The organism is Pedobacter sp. CG_S7 (assembly GCF_040544395.1).
Taxonomy (GTDB): domain Bacteria; phylum Bacteroidota; class Bacteroidia; order Sphingobacteriales; family Sphingobacteriaceae; genus Pedobacter.
The window spans coordinates 109,250-135,455 of record NZ_JBEONS010000005.1 but is presented as its reverse complement, the minus strand read 5'-3'; the positions used below and the strand labels follow the sequence as shown (position 1 = coordinate 135,455).

Annotated in this window: 18 protein-coding genes and 1 riboswitch; of the genes, 9 read left to right on the top strand and 9 right to left on the bottom strand. The window is 38.0% G+C overall.

Annotated elements, in window-relative coordinates:
* Positions 1–71 precede the first annotated feature (71 nt).
* Complete coding sequence (gene xylA / locus AAKU52_RS05190) at positions 72–1,403, bottom strand: xylose isomerase (RefSeq protein ID WP_354330963.1); 1,332 nt, start codon at positions 1,401–1,403, stop codon at positions 72–74.
* Positions 1,404–1,427: 24 nt separating this feature from the next.
* Positions 1,428–2,903, bottom strand: a complete 1,476-nt coding sequence (locus AAKU52_RS05185; RefSeq protein ID WP_354330961.1) for a xylulokinase — start codon at positions 2,901–2,903, stop codon at positions 1,428–1,430.
* 290 nt (positions 2,904–3,193) lie between these two features.
* Here AAKU52_RS05185 and AAKU52_RS05180 point away from each other — a divergent pair, with 290 nt between their 5' ends.
* From AAKU52_RS05180 to phoU, 6 genes are all read left to right on the top strand, one after another.
* Positions 3,194–4,033, top strand: coding sequence for a universal stress protein (locus AAKU52_RS05180; protein ID WP_354330959.1), 840 nt, complete (start codon positions 3,194–3,196; stop codon positions 4,031–4,033).
* Between the two features lie 553 nt (positions 4,034–4,586).
* Positions 4,587–5,570 (top strand): PstS family phosphate ABC transporter substrate-binding protein, encoded by a 984-nt coding sequence (locus tag AAKU52_RS05175; protein ID WP_354330957.1) that lies wholly within the window; start codon positions 4,587–4,589, stop codon positions 5,568–5,570.
* A gap of 2 nt (positions 5,571–5,572) precedes the next feature.
* Positions 5,573–6,460, top strand: coding sequence for a phosphate ABC transporter permease subunit PstC (gene pstC / locus AAKU52_RS05170; RefSeq protein ID WP_354330955.1), 888 nt, complete (start codon positions 5,573–5,575; stop codon positions 6,458–6,460).
* Complete coding sequence (gene pstA, locus AAKU52_RS05165) at positions 6,453–7,316, top strand: phosphate ABC transporter permease PstA (RefSeq protein WP_354330953.1); 864 nt, start codon at positions 6,453–6,455, stop codon at positions 7,314–7,316. The genes pstC and pstA overlap by 8 nt, the downstream gene beginning before the upstream one ends.
* On the top strand, positions 7,313–8,086 hold the full coding sequence (gene pstB / locus AAKU52_RS05160; protein WP_502931016.1) for a phosphate ABC transporter ATP-binding protein PstB: 774 nt from the start codon (positions 7,313–7,315) through the stop codon (positions 8,084–8,086). The genes pstA and pstB overlap by 4 nt, the downstream gene beginning before the upstream one ends.
* A gap of 34 nt (positions 8,087–8,120) precedes the next feature.
* Positions 8,121–8,774, top strand: a complete 654-nt coding sequence (phoU, locus tag AAKU52_RS05155; protein WP_354330951.1) for a phosphate signaling complex protein PhoU — start codon at positions 8,121–8,123, stop codon at positions 8,772–8,774.
* A gap of 22 nt (positions 8,775–8,796) precedes the next feature.
* Here phoU and AAKU52_RS05150 read toward each other — a convergent pair whose 3' ends face one another.
* On the bottom strand, positions 8,797–10,194 hold the full coding sequence (locus AAKU52_RS05150) for a voltage-gated chloride channel family protein (protein ID WP_354330949.1): 1,398 nt from the start codon (positions 10,192–10,194) through the stop codon (positions 8,797–8,799).
* A gap of 55 nt (positions 10,195–10,249) precedes the next feature.
* Positions 10,250–10,315, bottom strand: a riboswitch (Fluoride riboswitch).
* 45 nt (positions 10,316–10,360) lie between these two features.
* Here AAKU52_RS05150 and AAKU52_RS05145 point away from each other — a divergent pair.
* Positions 10,361–10,555, top strand: coding sequence for a hypothetical protein (locus AAKU52_RS05145; RefSeq protein WP_354330947.1), 195 nt, complete (start codon positions 10,361–10,363; stop codon positions 10,553–10,555).
* A 10-nt stretch (positions 10,556–10,565) separates the two neighbouring features.
* On the opposite strand, the gene AAKU52_RS05140 is transcribed toward AAKU52_RS05145, so the two are convergent.
* Genes AAKU52_RS05140 through AAKU52_RS05115 form a run of 6 tightly spaced genes read right to left on the bottom strand, consistent with a single transcriptional unit; the run spans position 10,566 to position 23,072 of the window.
* The gene (locus AAKU52_RS05140; protein WP_354330945.1) at positions 10,566–13,712 is read right to left on the bottom strand and encodes a GH92 family glycosyl hydrolase; all 3,147 of its coding nucleotides are present in this window, start codon (positions 13,710–13,712) and stop codon (positions 10,566–10,568) included.
* 23 nt (positions 13,713–13,735) lie between these two features.
* Positions 13,736–15,055 (bottom strand): glucosidase family protein, encoded by a 1,320-nt coding sequence (locus AAKU52_RS05135; RefSeq protein WP_354330943.1) that lies wholly within the window; start codon positions 15,053–15,055, stop codon positions 13,736–13,738.
* A 56-nt stretch (positions 15,056–15,111) separates the two neighbouring features.
* The gene (locus AAKU52_RS05130; protein WP_354330941.1) at positions 15,112–16,701 is read right to left on the bottom strand and encodes a RagB/SusD family nutrient uptake outer membrane protein; all 1,590 of its coding nucleotides are present in this window, start codon (positions 16,699–16,701) and stop codon (positions 15,112–15,114) included.
* A gap of 49 nt (positions 16,702–16,750) precedes the next feature.
* A complete protein-coding gene (locus AAKU52_RS05125) occupies positions 16,751–19,840 on the bottom strand; it encodes a SusC/RagA family TonB-linked outer membrane protein (protein WP_354330939.1) in 3,090 nt (1,029 codons plus the stop codon).
* Between the two features lie 47 nt (positions 19,841–19,887).
* The gene (locus AAKU52_RS05120; protein WP_354330937.1) at positions 19,888–21,279 is read right to left on the bottom strand and encodes a sugar porter family MFS transporter; all 1,392 of its coding nucleotides are present in this window, start codon (positions 21,277–21,279) and stop codon (positions 19,888–19,890) included.
* A complete protein-coding gene (locus tag AAKU52_RS05115) occupies positions 21,279–23,072 on the bottom strand; it encodes a class I mannose-6-phosphate isomerase (protein WP_354330935.1) in 1,794 nt (597 codons plus the stop codon). The genes AAKU52_RS05120 and AAKU52_RS05115 overlap by 1 nt, the downstream gene beginning before the upstream one ends.
* A 233-nt stretch (positions 23,073–23,305) precedes the next feature.
* Between AAKU52_RS05115 and AAKU52_RS05110 the strand changes: the two genes are divergently transcribed.
* The gene (locus AAKU52_RS05110; RefSeq protein ID WP_354330933.1) at positions 23,306–24,040 is read left to right on the top strand and encodes a GntR family transcriptional regulator; all 735 of its coding nucleotides are present in this window, start codon (positions 23,306–23,308) and stop codon (positions 24,038–24,040) included.
* 219 nt (positions 24,041–24,259) lie between these two features.
* On the top strand, positions 24,260–26,119 hold the full coding sequence (gene asnB, locus AAKU52_RS05105) for an asparagine synthase (glutamine-hydrolyzing) (RefSeq protein ID WP_354330931.1): 1,860 nt from the start codon (positions 24,260–24,262) through the stop codon (positions 26,117–26,119).
* Positions 26,120–26,206: the final 87 nt, after the last annotated feature.

Sequence of the window (26,206 nt, the reverse complement as noted above, 5' to 3'; positions counted from 1 at the left end):
GCAGAATGATTAAGCCCTTATTCATGGGTAAAATCATTCTGCAAATAAAAACAAATTAAACTTACTATAGTTTAAATATGTCTGTTAATGATGTTTTCAAGGTATTCTTGTTTTCCACTGCGTACTTCAGGTTCGCCATTTTCTGCTGCAAAGTTTCTTAAATCTTCTAAACTCAATTCACCTTGCTCAAATGCTGCGCCTTTCCCGCTATCATAAGTGGCATAACGATCAGTTCTTTCTTTCTTATAAACTGATTTCTCAAGTATAGCATCTGCGGTAATCAGGGCACGAGCAAAGATATCCATACCACCAATATGTGCATAAAACAGGTCTTTAGGATCTGTAGAATTCCGGCGAATTTTAGCATCAAAATTTACGCCACCACCTTTTAAACCTCCACCTTCTAAAATGATTAGCATGGCTTCTGTTATTTCATTGATGTCATTTGGAAATTGATCAGTATCCCATCCATTTTGGTAATCGCCGCGATTTGCATCAATCGACCCCAATAACCCACTGTCTACCGCAACCTGTAATTCATGCTGAAAAGTATGTCCGGCGAGAGTGGCATGATTTACTTCCAGGTTAAGTTTAAAGTCATTTAATAAATCATACTGCTGTAAGAAACCCTTTACCGTAGCTGCATCATAATCATACTGATGTTTTGAAGGCTCACAAGGTTTTGGCTCAATTAGGAAGGTACCTTTAAAACCTTGCTGGCGTGCATAATCTTTTGCTGTATGTAAAAATTTCGCTAGGTGTTCCTGCTCCCGCTTCATATTGGTATTTAGCAGCGTCATATATCCTTCTCTTCCTCCCCAAAAAACATAATTTTCGCCACCTAGGGCAATCGTTGCGTCTATTGCCGCTTTAACTTGCGCTGCTCCATGTGCTAACACGTGAAAATCGGGATTGGTAGCTGCACCGTTCATGTAACGTTTGTGACTAAACAAATTTGCTGTTCCCCAAAGTAATTTAACCCCACTATCTGCCTGTTTTTGTTTTGCATAAGCTACCATTTCCTGTAACCTGCCCTCATTTTCGGCAACATTATCGGTATAATCAACTACATCAACATCGTGAAAACAATAATAAGGCAATTGCATTTTTGTAATAAACTCAAAAGCGGCATCCATTTTATCTTTTGCTCTTTCTATGGCATCCTTCTTTTCATCCCATGGAAAAACATGCGATGCACCACCAAATTGATCAGCGCCATTTCCATTGAAAGAATGCCAGTAGGCACAGGCAAATTTAAAATGTTCTTTCATTGTTTTGCCCGCAACTATTTTGTCGGCGTCGTACCACCTAAATGCTAATGGATTATCACTTTGTAAACCTTCAAATTTGACTTGCTCCACGCCTTTAAAAAATTCTTTTACTCCTGTTACTACTTTTATCATTTTTATTTATTTAGTAATTCTAATTTATAATGCTTTTATCAAAAGCTTTTTCCATTCCGGATAAATAGCGTCATAGGCAATTGTATTTTTTGGCTCCAGGTATTTGATTACTTCCTGCTTGGTAAATGCCTCAGCTGCATTTTTAAAAACACCAGATCCAATTCCAGCACCAAGGGCTGCACCAACACTCCCATCATTCTCATAGAGTTCTACAGGAACACCGGTTACGTCTACAAAAGTTTGAGCAAAAACATCACTTAAAAACAAGTTAGCTCTTCCTGCACGAATTACGCTTGGTTTCATCCCATTTTCACGCATAATATCTAAACCATAGCGAAAAGCAAATGCTATGCCCTCCTGCACCGCTCTAAAAATATCAGACTGGCCATGTTTGTTCAAATCTATACCCAACAACTGCGCACCGGTAAACTTATTATTTAACATCCGCTCGGCACCATTACCAAATGGTAAAACCATTAAACCATTGCTTCCAATTGGCGATTCTGCCGCCATTTTGTTTAATGTAGAATAAGATAATTCTGGGGCAAAATTGTGTTTTGCCCAGCGGTACATACTTCCAGTACCATTGATACATAACAATACACCTGTATGCTTCTTCTCTTTTGAATAGGTAACATGGGCAAAGGTATTTACGCGGGATTGCAAATCGTAAGTAAGCTCATCACTTACACCATAAATTACTCCAGAAGTACCTGCAGTAGCGGCAACCTCACCTGGTTTAAAAACATTTAACGATAAAGCATTATTTGGCTGGTCACCCGACTTGTAGGCTACTGGAATCCCTTCCATTAAACTTAGCTTACTGGCTATTTCCACTTTTAAGTAGCCGTGTTCAGAAAACAAGGGCTTAATTGCTGGTATTAAATTGCTATCTAACCCATAATGTTCCATCACATCTTTCGATATTTCATCCTTTTTAAAATCCCAGAAAACGCCTTCCGATAAAGCAGGAATACTTGTGGAGATACTCCCTGTAAGTTTCATTCCAATAAAATCACCGGGTAGCATTATTTTATCAATTTGCTCATATAATTCCGGCTCCATATTTTTTACCCAGGCTAGTTTTGAAGCAGTGAAATTTCCGGGTGAGTTTAAAAGACTTTTAAGACATTTCTCCTCCCCAATTGATTCAAAAGCCTGCTCTCCAAGCTCAACTGCGCGACTGTCACACCAAATGATACTATCTCTTAAAACATTTTGTTCCTTATCTACCACCACCAAACCATGCATCTGGTAAGCAATGCCTATCGCTTTGATGTCTTTCGGATTAAATAATCCGGTAGCGTTCAATTTTAAAATCGCTTGCTGCGTGTTCTCCCACCAGTCTTCAGGCGACTGTTCTGCCCATCCCTGCTGGATAGATTTTATCTTTGTTTCTTCTTCTGGGTATTGTACGGAAGCAATACATTTCTGTGTGCTCACTTCAACAACGGCAACTTTTATAGACGAGGTGCCTATATCAATACCTAATAAATACATGCGTTTATAATTTAAATAATATTGGATAATGCAAACGGTTGCATAAAGTTAGGAGTTAGTTTTAGAAAAGCAAATTATTTATTTAAAATCACCGTCATCATCTTTAGGTGAGCATCATTTGCTTCTTTTTAACTAAAAAGAACAAGGCTTAATTGGATTTGAAATCGGTTTAAGTTTATAAATGACAAGGATCATATTTTCGCTTGACTAAACTCATCTATAAATTGGAATCCAATTTATATTTTTGTATATTAACTAAAAGTTAATAGCTACATCTAACTGAACCCATTATGAATAAGATTCTTGCAACTACCGACTTCTCCAGCAACTCTAAAAGGGCTTTACGCTTTGCAATCCAGTTAGCCTCGCAAATGGATTGTAAAGTAACTTTCTTTCATTCTTATCATGTCATGAGGCCTACGCAGTGGAACGAAAAAGTTTTTGTATCCTATGAAAACAGTGAATCCACAAAAATCAATGCGAAATTACAGCAATTCGTTGCCTCCGTATATAAGGATCTTGGCATTAATGCCACAAATCTTGATTGTGTTGCAAAAAGTGGTGCATCTGCCGATCGTAATATCATGGATTTTGCCGAACAAAACAATTATACCTATATCTGCCTCAGCAGAAAAGGTGATGGCAAAAGCAATATGTTATTTGGAACCAATACTTCCACATTAATCAATAAATCTAAGGTTCCGGTAATTGCAGTGCCTCAGAGTTACAAAAGCGCTAAGATTACAAAGATTTCTTATGCCTCTGACCTCTCTGATATAGATAATGAGCTCAAAAAAGTAACCAGCTTCACAAAAAACCTGGATGTCAAAGTTGAATTACTGCATTTTAAATCTCCTGCTGATGAGCTAACTGACGCTGATCAAGTGGAAAGGATTAATAAGAAACTATCGGCTCACCACATAGACACCCATTTTGAAAATTTAGATTATGAAAAAACGCTGATTAAAAACATTGATAGCGTTATTAAACAAACTAAACCATCAATGATGATTATGTTTACACAGCAAAAAAGAACCTTCTTTGAGAAAATATTTCTATCCAGCATTTCAGCTGAATACTCCTCTGTCTCAAAAATCCCATTACTGGTTTTCAGAAAATCATCAGAATAAAAAGTCAGGCTCACTTTTAAGAATTAGGCTGTCACATTAATCCGTGGCAGCCTTTTTTGTGGAATAACATTTTTACAAGCAGCATTAACGATTAGTTACGCTGTTGCCAATGTTGCAATTGGTGAAATATTGGCAGGTCCCTGGCAGGTGGTTGGTAGGTCTCCTGATTGCGTTAAGGACCTACCAACGACCTCGCAAGGCCCTGCCAACGACCTGACAAAGATCATTTTATAAATGACACAGTCTCTTCTTTTATTAGCTAAAATTTTTAATCCAATTCCTTATAAAAAGAAAACCAAAACCACCCTGGGCTCTAAAAAAGCAAAAATACTTAACATTAAGTTCACATTGTGGTAATACAAAAGTAACACTCAATTTTTCACCAACAGGTCTAAATTCCTAACTTTGCAATTATTGCTTAAGGGTTAGATTTTTACTGAATTTACAGCAATCTGAAAAACTAATTAAATAATGTATATTACAGGAGCCAACTGTTTGCGCTAGTAGCAATTGGCTTTTATTTACGCTACTAGCAATTTACTAACAGACGGATATGTACCGATATAAATATTTTCTATTCAGTATTTTGATATTGTTTAGTTCCTGTTTTAAAGAATATAAAGGAAAAATAAACATTGATGGCTCCAGTAGCGTTTATCCATTAACGGAAGCTGTTGCAGAAGAATTTAGAGAGGTTGATGCAGATATAAGGGTCACTGTAGGTGTTTCTGGTACGGGTGGTGGATTCAAAAAATTTCTTAGAGGCGAAACCGACATCAGCAATGCTTCCCGTCCCATTAGTGCTAAAGAATTGCAAGTCAGCAGAGAAAATGGCATTGAATTTATTGAGATTCCAGTATCTTATGATGGTATGGCCATTGTAGTGAGCCCAAAGAATGATTTTGTCAATGACATAACCGTTGCTGAACTAAAGAAAATGTGGTCGCCGGAAAGCCAAAACAAAATCAAAACATGGAAGCAAGTCCGCAATTCCTGGCCTGATGTTCCGCTGCATTTATATGGCGCTGGCACTTCCTCCGGAACTTATGATTACTTTACTGAAGCGATCAACGGAAAAGCTAAAGCATCTAGAGGCGATTATACGGCAAGTGAGGACGATAATGTTTTGGTACAGGGAGTTTCTTCTGATATTGGGGGGCTTGGCTATTTTGGCCTCGCTTATTATACTGAAAATAAATCGAAACTTAAATTAGTTCCTGTTAAGCTCACCGCCGAAAGCGAAGCTATTTTTCCAAACAAAACAACTGTACAAAATGGTAAATACCAGCCGCTCTCCAGACCAGAGTTTATTTATGTGAACCTTAAATCGGCGAAGAAACCATATGTGAAAAAGTTTGTTAAATTTTACCTTGAAAATGCAGAAGCTTTATCTGAAGAGGTAGGCTATGTTCCCTTACCAAAAGAAGCTTACCGTTTGTCCTATAAAAGATTTACTACGGGCAGTACCGGTTCGGTGTTTGAAAACAAATCAACTGTAGGTGCAAACTTGCTACAACTTTTATCTACTCAGCAATAATCATGGCAATTAAAAAGTTCAAATCTGAGAAGTTAATAGAATTGATCATGCTGCTTTGCAGTATGGTTTCTGTGCTCACAACTATCGGAATTATCATGGTCCTTTCCATAGATACTTTTAAATTCTTCGAGGAGGTTTCTATTATTAGCTTCTTAACCGATAAACAATGGACCCCGCTTTTTGAAGACAAGCATTTTGGCATCATGTCGTTACTTGCAGGAACACTCCTGACCACCACTATTGCTATAGTTTTTGCAGTTCCAGTAGGAATTTCTATCGCGGTATTTTTAAACGAATATGCCTCTAAAAAATTCACTGCAATTGTAAAACCCTTGCTTGAAGTATTAGCCGCAGTGCCTACTGTAGTATATGGGTTTTTTGCGTTACAGTTTGTGACCCCAATGCTGCAGAAAGTGATACCTGGATTACCGGGCTTCAATGCCTTATCTCCAGGACTGGTAATGGGTATCATGATCATCCCCTACATTACTTCATTGAGTGAGGATGCTTTAAGAGCGGTACCAAAATCGCTCAGAGAAGCTTCTTATGGTTTGGGTGCTAACCGTTTTCAGACTGCTTTTAAGGTTATGGTTCCTGCAGCCAACTCTGGTATTATCGTTTCCGTAATCCTGGCTATATCAAGGGCTTTAGGCGAAACAATGATTGTAGCCATTGCCGCAGGGCAGCAGCCAAACTTAACTTTCAATCCGCTGGAATCAGTAGAAACGATTACAACCTATATCGTTCAGGTGAGCATGGGTGATGTCCCTCAGGATTCTATGGAATACCGCACTATATTTGCCGCTGGTATTACTCTTTTTATATTCACATTCTTACTCAATAACCTCAGCTATTGGATTAGGAAAAAATACCAACAGCGCTATGAGTAAAAAACATTTAATCAGTCCTAAAGTACAAGATACTTTATTCAAATATTTCGCCATCTTTTGCACTGCACTGGCATTAATAACTTTATTGGTGCTGCTGGTAGACATTACAATTAAGGGTATCCACAGAATAAACTGGTCCTTTTTTGTTAATTTACCTTCCAGGCATCCTGAGGAGTCAGGTATTTATACCGCACTGGCAGGTATGGTTAGTCTTTTAGTGTTAACCCTGATTATTTCCTTACCTATTGGAATCTTATCTGGAATATATTTGCAGGAATATGGCAAAAGGAATAAGCTGGCGAAGTTTATTGAGATCAACATTTCCAACCTCGCCGGGGTACCATCCGTTATTTATGGTATACTTGGTTTACAGCTTTTTGTACGTACTGCAGGTTTTGGAAACAGCATCCTTTCTGGAGCCCTAACTCTTGCTTTATTGATCATGCCTGTAATTATTGTCTCCACCAGAGAAGCAATAAAGGCTGTTCCAGATTCACTTAGAGAGGCAGCATTTGGCTTGGGGGCAACAAAATGGCAAACTATACGCAGAATAATTATACCCGCGTCTTTCGGGGGAATACTGACCGGAATTATTCTTTCCATTTCCAGGGCAATCGGCGAAACGGCACCTTTAATTGTAGTAGGTGCTTTAGCCTATGTACCTTTTATACCCGAAGGACCAATGGATCAATATACCTCACTGCCGATACAGATTTTTAACTGGACATCTCGTCCACAGCAAGGTTTTATAACTAATGCAGCGGCAGGAATAATCGTATTATTGTTGTTTACCTTTATACTTAATGGTGCAGCAATTTATTTAAGAAACAGATGGTACAAAAAAACAGCAATATGATGATGGAAACCTATGGAGCCTATAAGTTAAGAGCCAAAGACCTAAACCTTTTTTATGGTCAAAAGCAGGCCCTGAAAGATATTTCCATAAATATTGAAGCGAATACGGTGACTGCCTTTATTGGGCCATCAGGTTGCGGAAAATCTACTTTTCTACGGTGCTTTAACCGAATGAATGACCTTATTGAAAATGTTACCATTAAGGGTGAGGTGATGATTGATGATGTGGATATCTATAAAAACATTGTGGATGTTTATGAGTACCGTAAAAAAATAGGCATGGTTTTTCAAAAACCTAACCCATTCCCTAAATCTATTTTTGAAAACGTCGCTTTTGGCTTGCGTATCAATGGGGAAAGCTCGAAAACAATTTTAAATGAAGCTGTTGAAAGCTCGTTGAAAAAAGCTGCGTTATGGGATGAAGTAAAAGATAACCTTAATAAATCTGCATTAGCCTTATCAGGTGGACAGCAACAAAGGCTGTGTATTGCCAGGGCAATAGCAGTAGAACCATCGGTGCTGCTAATGGATGAACCTGCATCAGCACTTGATCCTATTTCAACGGCTAAAATTGAAGAACTAATTTACCAGCTTAAAGACCAGTTTACCATTGTTATTGTTACCCATAACATGCAGCAGGCTGCTCGAGTAAGTGATAAAACGGCCTTCTTTTATATGGGTGAATTAATAGAATTCGATAAAACAGACAAAATATTTACCAACCCAACTAAAGACGCTACACAGAATTACATCACCGGTAGATTTGGTTAATTGACATCACGCTTCAACAAATATTAAAACGTTTATGACACACTTAGAAAATGAATTAAAAAAATTAAAAGCGGATACTGTACAAATGTATAAGCTTGTCTTGACACAACTTAACAAGGTCTTTCATTCTTTAAACACGTTTGACAAAGATTTCTCCAGGGAAGTGGTATCAACGGAAAAAAGAGTTAATGCGATGGAACTGCAGATTGACCGTGACTGCGAAAATATATTTGCCTTGTATAATCCTGTTGCCGTAGACTTGAGGTTGGTGTTAGCTACCTTAAAGATCAACAATAATCTGGAACGCATTGGAGACATTGCGGAAGGTATTGCCAGGTTTATCATCAGTGAAAAAGTACCTTTTGATGAAGCCTTATTAAAAAGAACACGCTTTATTGAGATGTTTAAAGGTTCAATTAATATTCTGGAAGATGTACTCATATCTTTTGAAAATGATGACACCAAAATGGCCAGAAGCATTTTTCAAAAAGATGAAATGTTGGATGAAATTAATACCGAAGCCAATGAGAATGTTTCTAACTATATAAAGGAAAATATTGATAATACTGAACAGGCATTAAATATCCTTTCCATTATTCGTAAACTAGAAAGAGTAGGTGATCAAAGCACAAATATTGCAGAAGAAATCATCTTTTACCTGGAGGCCAAAGTATTGAAACACAAATAATTAAAAGTATGATTACTGCTGATTATAAGTTTTTTTTCTTGAATAAGTAATCGTATTTCTTGAATTTTTGATAAATATATCCTCTTCGCTTCATAGCTACGGCCAAGGAAGTTTCGTCAGCAAAATAGGCATCATTGAGCTTTGGGACTACAATTCGCTGCGCACTGTAAATACCCGAATGACCACTGAAAAAGTATGCTGTAAAGCAGGCGATGGCAAATAATAAGGCATGCTCTCCTCCGAATAATTCAACACCCATAAAAGTACAGGCAAGTGGTGTATTAGTGGCACCAGCAAAAACGGCAATAAAACCCAGTGCAGCAAAAAGGCTTACCGGAGCATCTAAAAATGTTGCCAAGGTATTGCCTAAAGTAGCACCAATATAAAATAAGGGTGTTACCTCGCCGCCTTTAAAACCAGTACCCAAAGTTACAGTGGTATAAATTGTTTTCCACAGCCAGCTCCAGGTTTGTGATCCGCCTGCCTGAAATGCAGAACTTATGGTTACAGCGCCTGGATATTCGGCATCAACACCTAAACTCAGGTAATCAGGTTTTCCTATTAATAAGGTGAGCCCGATAATCACTAAGCCTCCAAAAACAGGAATCAACCACTTATGTTTAAATAGTTTCTGGGTTATTGCCTTGATTTCATAAACCATGGCAGCGAAAAGAAAACTCGCTAATCCAAATGCAGCAGCGGAAATAATGACTTTGCCAACAAGCAAAATATTAAAACGAAATAAATCTAACATTAAATAAGGCGCTTGGGGCAAAGGTGCTATTTGATAATGAACATGTGGTATGTTCCAGGCGTTTACGGTCATATCTGCAACTACAGCAGCAATTAAAGCAGGCAATAAAGCATCATATTTAATCCTGCCAATGGTTAAAACCTCTATGGCAAAAACAGCTCCTGTTAGTGGTGTTCCAAAAACTGCCCCAAATCCTGCAGCTACGCCAGCAGTTAAAATCATACGCATATCAATGCCTTTTAATTTAAACCATCGCCCATAAAGTGAGGCTATACTCCCACCAATTTGCACTGCAGTACCTTCCCGTCCGGCAGAACCGCCAAATAAATGCGTTATGATCGTTGTGATGAAAATAATTGGTGCCATACGTTTAGGTACAGCCCCACCCTGCTCATTAATCTGCTCTAAAATTAAATTATTGCCTTTCTCCGCCGATTTACCCAGGTACTGATAAATAAAATGAATCAGCAATCCTGCCAGGGGAAGCAAATATAAAAGCCAGTAATGATTAAAGCGGAAAAGAATTGCTGCATGGAGCAGCCATAGAAAAAATGCAATGATGCTGCCAATAACGATTGATACGGGGACTATTAAAAGGGTCCATCGGATGAGTTGTTTAATAATCGTATAATGCTCATTAAAAGGATTTTTGTTGTTACTGGTCATTCAATGATTCTTTTTTCACCTACATAAAAATTAACGAACATGCTTTTGCTTATTCAATTTTGTAGGAGTCATTAGCCAGAGGCGGTTATTTTAAATGGAAGACACCATTTCCATTGCGCTATTTCACAAACATATTAATTATTTCTGATTATAAAAAACCTTAGTGATGAAGTTAGGTAACCATGTTGAGCAAACATTCATGGCATGGAGGCCAAACAAAAGAACTTTTTCCGATAAGATTAATAAATATTATTTCCATAAAACTATAAGTCCTAAGATCAAACCGGAACACCTTGCTGCTATTGCACATTCTCTTAACAGCCTTTTAGCAGATGAAGTGCAGGTTATGATACACCTTTAATTATCGTTTTTTATTGTGCAGCCGGAGGATTTTTAATTCCCCAGTTTTTATTTGGCTGGGCACCCATTTCCAAAACCAGTTTACCACCTTTTAATAACTCAACTGCCGGAAACCAGAAAGATTCCAATGGTTTACCATTTAACGTTGCACTTTGCACATATTTATTACTTCTGGATGCATGAGGTGCTTCGATTGTAAAACTCTTACCTCTGCCATATAATTCATTTAAATTAATCGTCACCTTTTCAAAAATCGGACTTCCAATTTCATATATCGGATTTGCACTTGCGCCCCCATCGGTTTGAAAAAGACCAATGGCATTCATAATAAACCAGCCACTCATTTGTCCCTGATCTTCATCTCCTAAATAAGCATTAGCCACACCATAACCATAAAAACGATCCATAATGGAGCGGCTCCAATGTTGTGTTAACCAGGGCTTTTTAACCCAGTTAAATAAAAACGCAAAATGCATGGATTGCTGATTGCCCTGAATAACTGGATAATCCCAATATTGGTCGCCTGGGGCATTGAACCTAAGTTTAAAACTTTCTGCAAATCCCCAGGAAAGACGGTCTGTGAAACGTTCTATGCCAATTTCCTTAGCTAACTCAGGAATATCCTGAGGCACAAAATAAGTTAACTGCCATGCATTTCCTTCCACATACTGTTTATTTGCGCCAGATTTAAAGGGATCAAAATCTGGAAACCATGAGCCATCAGATTTTTTCATTCGTGCATAACCTATGGTTTTATCAATTGCATTTTTCCAGTATCCAGAGCGCTCTTTAAATTCCTTATAAGCTTTATCTTTACCTAATGATTTTGCAAACTGAGCAACGGTCCAATCGTCATAAGCATATTCAAGGGTATTAGAAAAGCGTCCTTTATCGTAAGGCACATATTTGTACTTCAAATAAGATTCTAAATCTTCATTACCTGCATATCCGGCAGCACCCACCTTTTGTGCTGGTGTAGTCTGCATTTTATATACCGCCTCAAAAGCTTTCTCGACATCATAATCGCGGATACCCATTTGATAGGCGCCTACAATAAGAGGTATCTCATGTTCAGCAACCATTACTGGTACGTAGTTCATGCCCGCAGGTCCTTTTGACAGCCAACCGTTAGCATCGTACATGGCTAACTGTGATTTCACCCATTTAGATGACCATTCGGGGGTTGCTAAATTCCAAAATTGATTTAAGTTCCAAAAGGTGTTCCAGAAAGCATCACAGCCCAGTGCTAAAGCTTCAGGGTCTTGTAGCTGCTGTACCTTTTTACTTGCGTCAACCCAGTTGCCATTGACATCACTCCAGGTATTGCGACTTGCCAATGCCCGGAACATATTGCTATAAAACCGCATCTTTTCTCTACGGTCATTGCTCTTAATTTCCAGGCGACCAAGCAATTTATTCCAGGTATCCTTTTGTGATTGTACCACTTTATCAAAACTCCAGTCAAAAGGCTTAGTGATTTCTACAGTTAGATTTTCTGCTGCATTGTCTAAACTGACCAATGAAATACCGGTTCTAACCTGTACAGACTGATTTTCTCTGGTGTCAAATTCTACAAAAGCACCTGCATTTTTTGGATTTTCGGCTGCTAAAATGTCTGATTGACCAACTTTTCCGTTAATCCAGGTTCCGAATTTCTTAATCGGACGGTCAAATTCCATCACGAAATGAATGGTATAATCCTGATTTACACCACCGGACCAGGCATCTTTTGTAAATTGTTTACTTGAGCCTTCAATACGGTAATCGCTTACCTTTTTCAGGGTTACATTTTTCAAATCATAGCTATATTCTGCGGGTATCTTTAAATCTATCATGACCCTGGAGTTTTCTGCTTTTGGATAAGTATAGCGCTGAAAACTAGCACGGGTTGTTGCGGTTAGTTCAGCTTTGATCTGATAATCCGTTAACATGACTTTATATAAGCCCAAAGGGGTTTCTTCAGAAGATTTATCAATTGCCGAGCGGTAACCGTCACCTAAATTCCGCTGGTCGCCCACTACAATTTTTAATGGCCCGCTTGTTGGCATCATACCTAAACCCGCCATCGTCCATTCATGAATATGACTAAAGGTACCTATGCTTTCAAAAGTGGGGTCATATCCACCCATCCATCCAGAATTTTGGTTATCAGGACTTAACTTCACCATACCAAAGGGCATCCATGGTCCTGGGGCAATCATCCACCTGGAATGGGCTGAACCCAGTTTTGTATCTACATAGTCTGCCGCCGTATAAACTTTACCCGGCGAACGCGTAACTTCGCCTTTTTGAATGGATTTGCCATTGTTAAAGATTTCATAGCGACTAGTTTTTACTTTGGTAACTGCAGGCATTGGCACTTCAAATTCATACCTCGCAGAATCCAGTGTTTCAGCAAAGATCAATTTCCCGTCCATTTTCACGGTAAGCTTAGGTTTTCCGCGCAGGTGCTGCACATCTAAAAGTAAAGGCTGAAACTGTTTACCCTCTTCTTTTACCTCATAGGAAGCCGCTTTCACCTTACGGATATAAACATCGCCTGGCGTAATTAATTTTAAACCCTGTGGGCCTTCCAGTTTAACCTGGTCAAATACCAGCCATGAACCATCAAGAGATGTTAACTGAATTTCATTTCCACCGGTTTGCAGCCAATCCTTAACAGGGATATTCAGTATGTATCCTTTTGCACCAGCCAAATTACCGTTGAGAACGTCATCTTTCTTCCGTTTTGGCAGTTGAACTACTGTAGATCTACCATTTACCAACACTTTAATCAGTGGTGGCAAATCACCATTGTAACCTAAAAAATTGATTACTAGATTACTGCTGCTATTATTCGGTTTAGCTGCTAGCGAGAAAAGAATATTGAGTACCTGCGATCGAATACCAGATGTATTTCCTGTGCCTCCCCATTCATCTTTTGGACCCGGCATAGCGTACGGCCAATCTGTTTCAGGTTTAGAAAAGCCAATCAGATAATACTTGTCTTCCCACCCAAAATCACTTTCTAAAAAATGGGTATAACTTGATGGTGCTAAAGCCATCCCCGCACTGCTTTGATCAGCCTTCCCTATTTCCCAAACCACTTTTTTCTGTGCACAAGCTATACTTGTAATCCAGCAAAAAAACAGCAACAAAACACCTCTATTTCTTCTCATCTTTTAGTTATATTATATCATTCTTACTTAACAGACGAAGAAGACGATTGCTCTTTAGCTGCCCATTGTTTTAAAACTGTAATAGCATCATATAAAACGCCTGCTTCACCTCTAAAATTTCCAGATCCTTTTGGGGCTCCAGTTTGTACATCATACCATTCATAAAAACCTTTATGTGCAATGGTACGGTCTATTATAGGTGAAATTTCAGTGTATGCTTCCTTTACCTTACCAAAATTCATTAAAGCACCTATCATCCTTCCACCAAACCAGGTCCAGTCGCCTCCATTTTGATATAAATAAGCCTTCATATTAGGAAACTCTGCCACAGGATAAGGCGGATAAACGGTAATACCAATGGTTGCATATTTTTCTTTTGATGCCGCAGTAACCATTTGTCTGTTTATTTCTGCCACTTCCTTACGAGTATTAAACCCTGCAAGAATAGCACATATGGAACCTCCGGTATATAAGATTTCATCTTCGTTAAAAGCCGCTGAAAAAGGACTGCCGTTTAAATAGATATGTGGTTTATATTTTTGAGCATCTTTCATCCACAAGTGCTTGCGGACATTTGATTTAATATCTTTAGCAATTTTAGCCCAATTTTCTTTTGTTTTATAATGTTGAGGTTTCATTGCTAAAAAATCGCGTATAGCGATCACAAACATCGCATTGTCATAAATATCAATGGCCATTTTAGTTTTATCATTTATGGTCACTCCCCATCCTGTCTCAGGTTGTACATCACCCCAATCTATGGTTGTAGCACCGGTAACCAATCCATATTGTTTTGACCACCGTTCTTTCCTAATATATTGAAAAGCATCTTCTATTCGTTCTAAAACAGTTTTTCCACCTATTGTTTCTGTCAAAATAGATGTGTCATTTGTAACTTCTATATATTTTTTAACGGCCTGCACCAATGATGATTCCTGATCTGTCTCTACGGTATTTTTATGCGCCGCCCATCCCGGCAACAATTCAGAATAAAGGTATTGATAACCTCCCTGTGCTTTGGTGTGTTCTACCACTCCATCAACAATATTACCATCTTCTCCCTGAATTTTGAAAAACATAAGTAGCATGTTTTTCACTTTTTCCTTTGACTGAACTTCCAGCGATCCTTTAATGAAAGTATTAAAATCCCTGATCCAGACTTCATCATAAGAAGTTCCTGCAGAAAACCCATTAAGGAGTTGGAGTGCATTTGCCTGTACGGTATCTAAACGCTTGTCGGCAAGAATTGATGCAGCAAGTAAAAGGTTGTCTTTCTTCTGGGCATTTGCATAAAACGGCAAAAGGAATACTGTGGCAAATATTAAAAATAAGGTCGTTCTCATCGTGTAATAAATTTTTTAAACGGATTCCCATCACAGGGAATCCATTAGAATAAGATTTAGTAGCCTGGGTTTTGAACAAGGTTGGCATTACGCTGTAACTCATCTGATGCTATAGGTAAAAGAAGGTTCTTTTCCTGAATAATAGCACCCGCATTATTTGCATGGCCAATAACAGGCTCAAACAAGATGTTGCCAGCGCTATCTCCAACCGGTACAGGAAAGAGACGTGTACGTTGAATATCGAACCATATACGCCCTTCAAAAACTAGTTCTCTATACCTTTCTTTCCAAACTTCTTTAATAAAATCTGATTTAGAAAGCAATGTAAGTTGAGCTTTAAGGACATTCAAATCTGTTTTCCAATAGGCTCTTCCTTTTACCTGTGATAAATAATTTACTGCATCTGCAGTAACCCCTTCAGAAAGCGCGATAGATTCAGCAGCAATCAACAAAGGATCAGCGTAAGTGTAAATTGGAAAATCTTTACCCGAGCTCCCTGTAGTAAAAGAAGCTTCATCATTTAGCCACATGTATGGTGACTTTGCAAAATTAAACACCGTGCTATTGCTTCTGGTTAATGAGGAATGGAAAAATTGCTTCTCCTGTGCACGTAAATCTTCTGTTTGGTTATATCCCTGTAAGAATTTCGCCGTTGGTGCATAAGCGTTAACCGTTACTGCAAATTTTGTATCTGAAGCTGCCGTGGCAGGAAATGACCATGCTGAATAGTTGGACGTGGCTATCCCTTCGGCAAATTCGTAATAATAAATATTCTCCAAGGCAGAATTATCTGCTACACGCAATTTATTATATGCCGTATTTGTAAGCACAACCTCACCATTGCTATAGCGTTCATGAGCAGTTAATTGGTATACACCAGCGTTAATGACTAATCTGGCGTTTGTAGCTGCTTTAACAGACATATCTTTATTTAAAGGAAACCCAGACATGGTGAGGTAAACATCTGCTAATAATGTAGCTGCAGCACCTTTAGTGATGCGACTGGCATTATTAACCATTGCATTAGCAGATAATCCACCTTCATTAACAGCATATTCCAAATCAGCGGTAATCAAATTATAGACCTCTTCAATGCTATTCCTTTTAACATTCAGGTTATCCTGGTTTTCGTAAGGTTCTGTAATTAAGGGTACGCCACCAAACAACCTCACGAGCTGAAAATAGCCATAAGCTCTGAAAAATTTAGCTTCAGCAGAAAGTCGCTTTCCCTGCACCTCTGAAACACCGGGGGTAGTTGGAATGTACTTTATCGCATTATTTGCACGTGAAATGCCAGTATAAATACTGCTCCACATACTCTGCAAATAAGAGGAAAGGTTATTGCCATTAAAGGTCATTGTCTGCGCATACTGAACATGAATTTCCTGTCCTTTGAACTCGTTATCTATATAGCCCGACAAGTAAGGCCCGAACATCATTCGGCTACCAGAATAAGCTCCTGAATTAGATTCATACAATTGGGGTGCACCCGATCTGTATAAAGCATTCACCGCATTTACAGCATGATCCGGCTGTTTAAAATATTGGCCACTGGAGATCTCATCCTTAGGCACTTCTTCCAGAAATTTTTTGCATGAGGTGGTTAACATCATGGCTAACAATAAACATATGATTGTAGTTTTCATATTTGTATTTTTTGAATTCAGATAATGTCAAATATTAAATCTGCTGCGTTTAAAATTGAAAAGATGTACCTATTGTAAAAGTTCTAGGTTTAGGATACTGGTGGAAGTAAATGTTTTGACCCCATTGGTTACCACCATACGAAGTCGCTTCTGGATCATAACCCTTAAACGCTTTGGAGTTAATTAAAAAGGCATTCTGTACACTTAAATAAACACGCATGCTTTTTATATTTAACTTACTCATTTGCTTCTGACCAAGGTTATAGCCAAGGGTAATGGCACTACCACGGATATAAGAGCCATCAGCTATCCAATGGTCATCAATTTCAGAATTCTGACCTGAATATGGGCCATTACGAATCTGTTGAATAGTAGTGTTTTGGTTTTGTGGTGTCCAGCTTTCAGTAAGCGTAGTGGTAAATCCGTTAGAGTACCCTGTTCTATCTTCCATTGAATGAAGGAATTGCTGCAACACCTCTACTCCGAATACAAATTGCATATCAACACTTAGATCAAGGTTTTTATAACGGAAGGTATTGATAAAACTTCCGTTCCAATCTGGTATACCTTTACCAATAACGCTCCGCTCGGCACTGCGTTTGGCTACTCCTGGTACTGCACCGACCTTTGCCGCTTCCGCCACTTCATCTGTGCCCCAAATGCCAAGTCTTTTATACCCATAGAATGAGCTTAAACTTTCGCCTACCCTTAAAATGGTCTGACTGCCTGAAACAAAATCAGGACCAGGGAAGATATCTTCATTGTTTGCGCCTAATGATTCGATGATGTTTTTATTGTAACTAAAGTTTACAGTAGATTCCCATCTAAAATCACGGCCGGCAATTGGACTACCACTTAATAAAACTTCTACACCTTTGTTTGATACTGATCCGATGTTATCTCTAACTGCTGCAAAACCAGCAGATGTTGGAATTGGCTTATCCAACAGTAAATCTGTAGTTAGTTTATGGTAATAATCGACACCTAATGTTACTCTTCTGTTGAGTAAAGACAAGTCAAAGCCTACATCAAACTGCTTAGATTTTTCCCACTCTAAGTTTGGATTTGGCAACCTGTTGACAAAACTTGTTGATACCCTGGTACCATTAAGTAAGGTAGTTTGTGAAGAAATAGTACCCAGCGACTGGTAAGTAGGGATTTCTGTATTTCCGGTTATACCATAACTGGCACGCAATTTCAACTCACTAATTGCGGTTACATCTTTCAAAAATGGCTCTTGAGAAATCACCCAACCTAATCCTACTGATGGGAAAATCCCATATTTATTGTTTTCACCGAAACGCGACGATCCGTCAGCTCTTCCGGTAAATGTTAACAGGTATTTGTTTTTATAGCTATAGCTACCTCTTAAAAAATAAGAATTCATTGCCCAGCGATCATACGAAGAACCTGGAGCCCCTGGCTGACTGGCAGATTGTATACTGTTGAACCTGAAAAAATTATCTGAAAATCCTTGAGCAGAATTCCAACTGTTTTCTTCAGTTCTTTCTTGCCAGCTTAAACCTAAAACAGCATTGATGCGGTGATCTCCGATCTCTTTTTTATAGTTTAAGTAGTTCTCCTGCTGCCAGTAAAAAAAGTGCTGATTTTCAATATAGGCATAACCTAGTGGGGCTGAAATATTGATCAGGTCGGTAGGATCATAATTTTGGATAAGGTTATCTCTCTTATCAAATCCAAACTGTGTTCGTAAATCCAGTCCCGGCAATAAATGAAAGGTGAGGAAAGTATTACCAAAAAGCTGGTTCCTTTTTCTAAGCCTATCCTGTGTAGACAAAACGTGCACAGGATTTGCAATAGATTCTAAAGAAAAAGGGTCAGTAATCAAACTACTGTTTGTCCAGGACCCGTCGGCAAATTTCACTGGAAATATAGGTGGCATTTCGAGCATTGATCGTCGTGGTGCCTGGTTTCCACCGTCTTCCTGAGTCTCATTGCCTTTAGTGCTGTTAACGAGTAAATTTAAACCTACAGAAAGCCATTTCTTTGGCGCAGCATCGTAAGCAATTTTACCATTAATTCTATCCAGCCAGCTTTCAAGCATTATACCTTCTGTTCTGGCATAATTCATAAATGCGCCAAATGAAGATTTCTCTGATTTCCCCAATATGGACAACTGGTGGTTGTGTGAAATCGCTGCTCGTGTTGATTCTTCCTGCCAATCGGTATCATAAAGCGGATTACCGTTAGCATCAAATAAACGGGGGTCTGTTGTACTAAAAACAGGTGGGGTTCCTGTTGGATTGTACTGGCCATAGTTTTCAAAACCTTTTTTAATAACTTCTAAAAACTGTGCAGAATTAAGCACATCAAGTTTCTTTGGTAAAACACCCAAACTTAAGTAACCATCATATCCTACAATTACACCTTCAGTTGCAGCCCCTCTTTTGGTGGATATTAAAATAACACCATTTGCACCACGGGCACCATATATAGCAGTAGAAGAAGCATCTTTTAGCACTTCCATACGCTCAATATCATTCGGATTAAGAAACTGTATGTCTTCCATAACCACTCCGTCTACAACATATAAAGGACTGGAAGATGAATTTATAGTACCTAATCCACGGATCAACACTTTAGGGCTTCCTGTTGGAGATCCTGAGTTTAAAAAAACATTTACGCCAGACACCTTACCCTTTAAACCTTGCAATGCATTAGTTACCGGAGCATTAAGCAGGTCTTTTCCAGAAACAACACCTACAGATCCTGTTACATCAGACTTCTTTTGTGTTCCATATCCAGTTACCACTACTTCTTCCAACGCTTTGCTGGAGGAAGCCAGATATACATTTAGTATTGGATTCTCACCTATAACAACTTCCTGGTTCTCCATACCTATGTATGTGAAAATTAAAATTGATTGTGCAGACGGAACCTCTATTTGAAAAGCACCATCTATATTGGTAACAGTCCTTTTATTAGTGCCTTTTAGAATGACACCTACGCCTGGTAAGCTGATTGACCTATTTGTTGCATCATAAACAATACCTTTAATTGTTTTACCAGACGGAGTTTGAGCGAAGCCGGATATACCGCTTCCAAACATAAAGATGAAACATAAAAAGAAAATTCTTACCTGAAATTTCTTTTGATTTGTTATTAACGTACTTTTCATTTCATATAAATTTTAGTTGATTGATTAATATTTACTATTTGATTTAGTTATTTTGAAGCCCAGTTGTTTTCAATTTCTTCTAAAGATTTTCCTTTTGTTTCTGGGAGTAAGAGGTAAACGGTAACAAAAGCGATAAGACAAAAGACTGCGAATATCCAGAAAGTAGCTGCTGTGCCAAGTTCTTCCAGAAAAACAGGTGTCAATTGCCCAACAATGGTGTCTGCAATCCACATCACCATGATGCTTAAAGCCATAGCCCGGCCACGAATTTTTGCAGGAAATATTTCTGAGGCCACTACGAATTTTAAGGGGCCAATGGAAAAAGCGAAGCTAGCTAGAAAGGCAAGCACGGCGATTAATAAGAATATGCTATTGGTTGCACCCGTATAAAAACACAAACCAGTAACGAACAAACTTACAGTTGCGCCGACTGTTCCAATCAGATAAAGTGGCCTACGCCCTAAAGCATCTACCTTCCAAACGGCAATCAGCGTAAACAACATATTGGCCAGTCCGAAAATAACCTGGCTCTGAAAAGAGTTACTTAAACTTACGCCTGCACTGTTTAAAATACTTGGGCCGTAATAAATGATGGCATTTATGCCACTAAACTGCGAAAACAAAGGTAAGAGTAAGCCTAATAGCAAAGCACGACGCAAACGGGGAGAAATTAGTTCTTTATAGGAACCGTCACCAGTTCCCTGGTTGTTTTCAATATTAGCCGCATTCTTTTTAGCCTCCTCAGCACCAATAAGGTCGGATAATAATTTTAACCCTTCTTCATGGCGGCCTTTCTGAATTAACCACCTCGGACTTTCCGGGATAAAGAATAAACCCACAATAAAAAGCAAGGCAGGTAAAATGCCGATGCTAAACATGCCCCGCCATACCTGTTCTACAAAAAGAAAATGAAATATAACATTATCAGGATCGATAGTTGCCGTTAATGAATATTTTAACACAGCGGCATTGCTTAAATAAGCAATCAAGATTCCAAGTGTTACCGCCAACTGGTAATAAGTTACTAAACGACCTCGTATTTTAGCTGGCGCAATTTCTGATATATACAATGGAACAATGTTGGAGGCTATCCCCACCCCTACACCCGCTAATATTCTTGCCGCTACTACCCATGAAAATGGAGTAAACCAGGTACAACCAACGGCAGCAATTAAGAAAAGAACAGCAGAAAACACCAATAATTTTTTACGGCCAAAACGGTCGCTGAGTTCTCCAGACATGGCAACACCAGCAATACAACCAATTAAAGCAGAGGATACAAACCAACCTTCCTGTACTGCAGTCAGGTTGAATTGTTTTTGAAGGAATGGCAATACACCAGAGATGACTGCCATATCAAAACCAAAAAGCAAACCACCTAATGCTGAAATGCAGCATACCAGGAAGAGTATGGGTGTTTTATGTGTTTTTTGGTCCATCAGTCTTTAGTTTTTAAAAATGCTTTAACCACTTTCGCTATTCCTTTGCCCTTATTTATTAATTTATAACTTGTAGCCGCCGCAGGTATTACAAATGTTTCGGCAAAATTGAACTGCATTTTTGTTCCATCTGCCGTTTCCACGGTAATGCTAGTCCCTTCAACCAACATCAGCAAATGACAACTATTAAAATTTTCTACGACTATCTCAGAAGCAAACTCTATTCGATGTATATCATAAAAATGCTCTTCATGAGTTGGAAGATGAATTAATTTCCAATCTGCCCCTTCAGTTAAAACTTTAGGCTTGGATACCAATTGCTGTACTACTTTATCACCTTTCCTGTCAAAGTTTAAATTCTTAAAAGCATGCTCAATATTTATTGGCCGAGGTTCACCATCCAAACCAGGCCTAACCCAATCATACATTTTAAAAGTAAAAATATATGGTGTAGCACTGATCTCCAGAATCAGGTTGTTGATGCCTGCGCTATGCACGGTTCCATTTGGAATTAAAAATAAGTCATGCTTATGGGCCGGTAAAACCTGAACATATTTTTCTACCGCTATTTCCTTACCTGAATAGAAACTCTCTTCCAGTTCTTGTTTAAATTCTGATGGCTGTATATTATCCTGAAAACCCAGGTACACTTTAGCATCCTCTTTGCAATCCAAGATATAATAAGTTTCATCCTGGGTAATATTTTCACCAAACTCTTTTTGAATGTAAGCTGTAGAAGGATGGCATTGAATAGAAAGGTTACCCCCATCAAAAGTATCCAGAAAATCAAAACGAATGGGGAATTCTGTTTTAAAGCGTTCGGCATGTTCACCTAAAACAGCTTTATATTCCTGGAACATCAGGAAATCAAATGATAGTTCGAGTAAATTACCGTCACTTTCAAATACCAATCCATTCTCTGGAACTATAAATTCAAATGACCAGGCATAATTAAACTCTTTCTGGCTTAAATCAGGAATATGATTTTTCAACCAATTTCCGCCCCAGGCACCCGGAGCAAACCATGGCAACGCCCTGAAAACAGACTTTGATAACTTTTGAAGACCTTTCTTTATATCGGCAAACATAGCCCAGTTCACTTGTCCTAAGCTTTGTCCATCAACAAGAACCACTATCCGGTCCATTATTGCTTCCTTATGCTGATTCAAAATCACCCAATCAACAAAGTAAAAGCGCTTATACATCCGCTCCGCTTGTTCAGCATGCATTTTTCCAAGGTTACGAATAGCTCCTGAACGCATCCGGTATTGCACCTCACATTTTGGAAGATCAAAATAAATCAAGGGCGCCTGCCAATCTAAAAGGGCGGCTCCAGTGCCGATCACTATATTTATATCAGCAGCTAGATCAGGCTTTAATGCTTTTAGATCGTTTATCTCAAATAACTGTGCTAATTGCAAAGAAGTTTTCATTCCCCAAACAGCATCTGGTTCACCCAAAAATGGGTTTATTAATTCTTCAAGCACGGCTTCTGCTTTCAAGTAATTAGCCGTTTCCAGCCAATTTACTTTTAATTTTTTAACAGTAAACTCCCGTTCCAACTCTGCTTTAACACTATCCCAAATAATCCCTGAATAACCATCAATCAATACCGTTTTCTGCTCCAAGATCCAATCTGACAAAGCCGCATAACCACTAAAAATTTCTCCATCACCAAGCGGATGAAAAGGATAAATAGTATAATCCTGGCTTTTTTGAAGAAATTGATTGATGTTTAAAGGCAATAATTCCTGACTTGTTTTACGAATAGTTTCCGTTACTTCCACTTTCATTGATTAGATTTTACACATTGTACCTACAAACTTGATATAGGCGGTTATATTTGATTAGAAATAGTGTTTTAACGAAAAAATAGCACAATTATAGGTTATCAATACGTTTATATGTACAAACATATAAAATAAATATTATAATAAAAACAATTTATGTGGATTAAAATCTAAACATTATACCTACATATACAACTTATATAAGAAGATTTTATATTTTTGAAAAAATCAAACACATGAAATTGTCAATAGATCATAAGAGTCCTATACCGCTACATATACAAACTGAAGCGTTACTCCGGGAACTTATAGCATCTCCTGAATATCAAAACGGGAAATTACTACCTATAGAGGTTGAATTATCCAAGGAACTCGCCATTTCCAGAACAACATTACGCCAGGCATTGAACAAGTTAGTTTACGAAGGCCTGTTGATCAGAAAAAAAGGAGTTGGCACAAAAGTAATAGCTCAAAAGTCCATAAGTTCAAAATCTAAGAACTGGTTAAGTTTCTCACAGGAGATGGAAGCTCGGGGAATAGCGATCAAGAATTTTGAATTACATATCAGCTGGGTATATCCAGATGAAAAGCTAGCGAATTTCTTTGAAATCATTACAGACAAAAAAGTTCTTAAGTTGGTTCGTTTAAGGGGAAAACCAGATGGTCCATTTGTATATTTTGAATCTTACTTTCACCCTAGGGTAGGTTTAACTGGCGACGAAAATTACAAGCTACCGTTGTATGAAATGCTGGAAAAGGAACATTCCATTATTGCATCTGTATCTAAAGAAGAGATCAGTGCTATTTTAGCAGATAAGTTTATTGCTGAAAAATTAGAGATTGAAGTCGAGAGTCCTGTTCTATTTCGCAAAAGATTTGTTTATGATAAAGCCGAACGCCCCATTGAGTATAATTTAGGTTATTATAAAGCAGATAGTTTTATCTATACCGTGGAAAGTCAAAGAGCATAATATTAAACCAACCACACCATAGCAGTCCAGTTAATTTTTAAAAAAATTAAATGAAAATTATTTTAACTTTTTATTTAAATAATATTTAAATTAACAAGATTTATTTTTTTAACTAAAAGACACTTCTTTACTCATTAAATCTTTTTTTTTATAAAAAAAATCCACAGGTAATACGCCTGAAAGTTCTGGAGCTAATTTTTATTAATCGTAAAATAAACTATGTGTGGTATAGCAGGGGCAATTAATTTGCCTGAAATAATTAAAGCTAAAGAAGTTTTAGCTCATAGAGGGCCTGATAGTTTTGGTATTTACCAACAAGACGATGTTTGTTTAGTGCATAGGCGTTTAGCAATAGTAGATTTAACAGCAGCCGGACATCAGCCAATGTTTTTCCAGGACTTGATTATTACTTTTAATGGAGAGATTTATAATTTCGAAAGCCTAAAAAAAGAATTGATAGGTCTTGGCTATTTTTTCAAATCACATTCAGACACTGAAGTAATCCTAAAAGCATTTCACTGTTGGGGAAACAGTTGCTTAACGAAATTCAACGGTATGTTTGCTTTTTGTATTTTCAATAAAACTACAAAGTCTTTTTTCGTTGCAAGGGACAAAATAGGCATCAAACCACTTTACTATTACCACAAGGAAAGCGTGTTTGCTTTTGGGAGCGAATTAAAAGTATTTCCTGCAGCTCTATTAGCCACAAAAAACGAAAAAGCACTGTTGCAATTTTTAGTATTAGGTTATATCCCCGCCCCAAATTCTGCCTACGAAAACATCTTTAAGCTGGAACCGGGAAGTTTCCTTGAGTTTAAGGCGGAGAAATTAACAACCACAAAATACTGGTCTGCCATTGATAAAGCAACACATCAAAAATATAATATCAGCAGTTATGATGTTGCACTTGATCTTGTTGAAGAAAAATTACAGCAGGCAGTAAAAATGCAAATGGTGGCTGATGTAAATGTAGGCTGTTTTTTAAGTGGAGGTGTAGACAGCTCCCTTATCGCTGCAATGGCCCAAAAGAATTCCAGCAAGCCTATCAAAACTTACTCCATGGGTTTCAAGGAAAAAGGATTTGATGAAAGTATTTATGCCATGGAAGTTGCCAATCATTTAAAAACAGATCACCACACCTTAACTTTTAGTCCTGATGATTTATTAGAACAGATTAATGATTTTGACTTTTATTTTGATGAACCCTTTGGTGATTTCGCTTCTTTGCCCCTAAGTATTTTATGCAAAAAAGCCAGGGAACAAGGCATCACGGTAGCCTTATCCGGCGATGGTGGAGATGAGCTTTTTTTAGGTTATGAACGTTATACTTTTGCAACCCGTTACTTTAACTTATTTAAGAATAAGCCAAAACTATTAAGACAATTGCTGGTGGAGGGATTTAAACTTTCAAGAAATGACCAGGCTTTAAAAATGGTTTATCCTGTAAGCCACCCTTCACTAATGAATTTCTACCAGATCTATGCTACATCATTAAAACCGTGGGATATTGCGAAGGTTATTCATCCCGATTTCTTACACAAAAATTACGGAAAAGAAGCTATTGATATTTTCGACATCTTAAATATCCCTAAAAACTTTTCTATTGAAGACGAAAAAGACCTTTCCAACATCGACATCTTATGGAACCTGCCTGATGAAATGCTAACAAAATCTGACCGAGCATCAATGCGCTTTTCATTAGAATTAAGAGTGCCCCTGCTAGATGCAAACTTAGTAGAAATTTCAAGGGCTATACCACATGAATTTCTTTTAAAAGGTGGTGTAAAAAAAGCCATTTTGAAAGACATACTGGCCAAACATGTGCCGAAGCATTTATTTGACCGTCCGAAGAGAGGTTTTAGTGTGCCAATTGGCATTTGGTTCAGAAATCAGTTGAAAGCAGAACTCCTTGAACTCCAATTTGGTTTACCAGATTTCATCAACAAAGGATATGTGAATCAGTTAATTCATGAACACCTTAACTTGGGAAGAAACCATGCATACACCCTTTGGAATCTATTGCGAATCAAAAAGTTTTATGAGAAAAAAGTTACTCCAGCTACGGTTTGTCTGTTTTAAACTTTAATTTCACCTTCCAAAACTTAAACTAGCATAAGTTGCTGTTTTTTATGATAAAAAACAGCATAAATTTGCCTTCCTAATTTA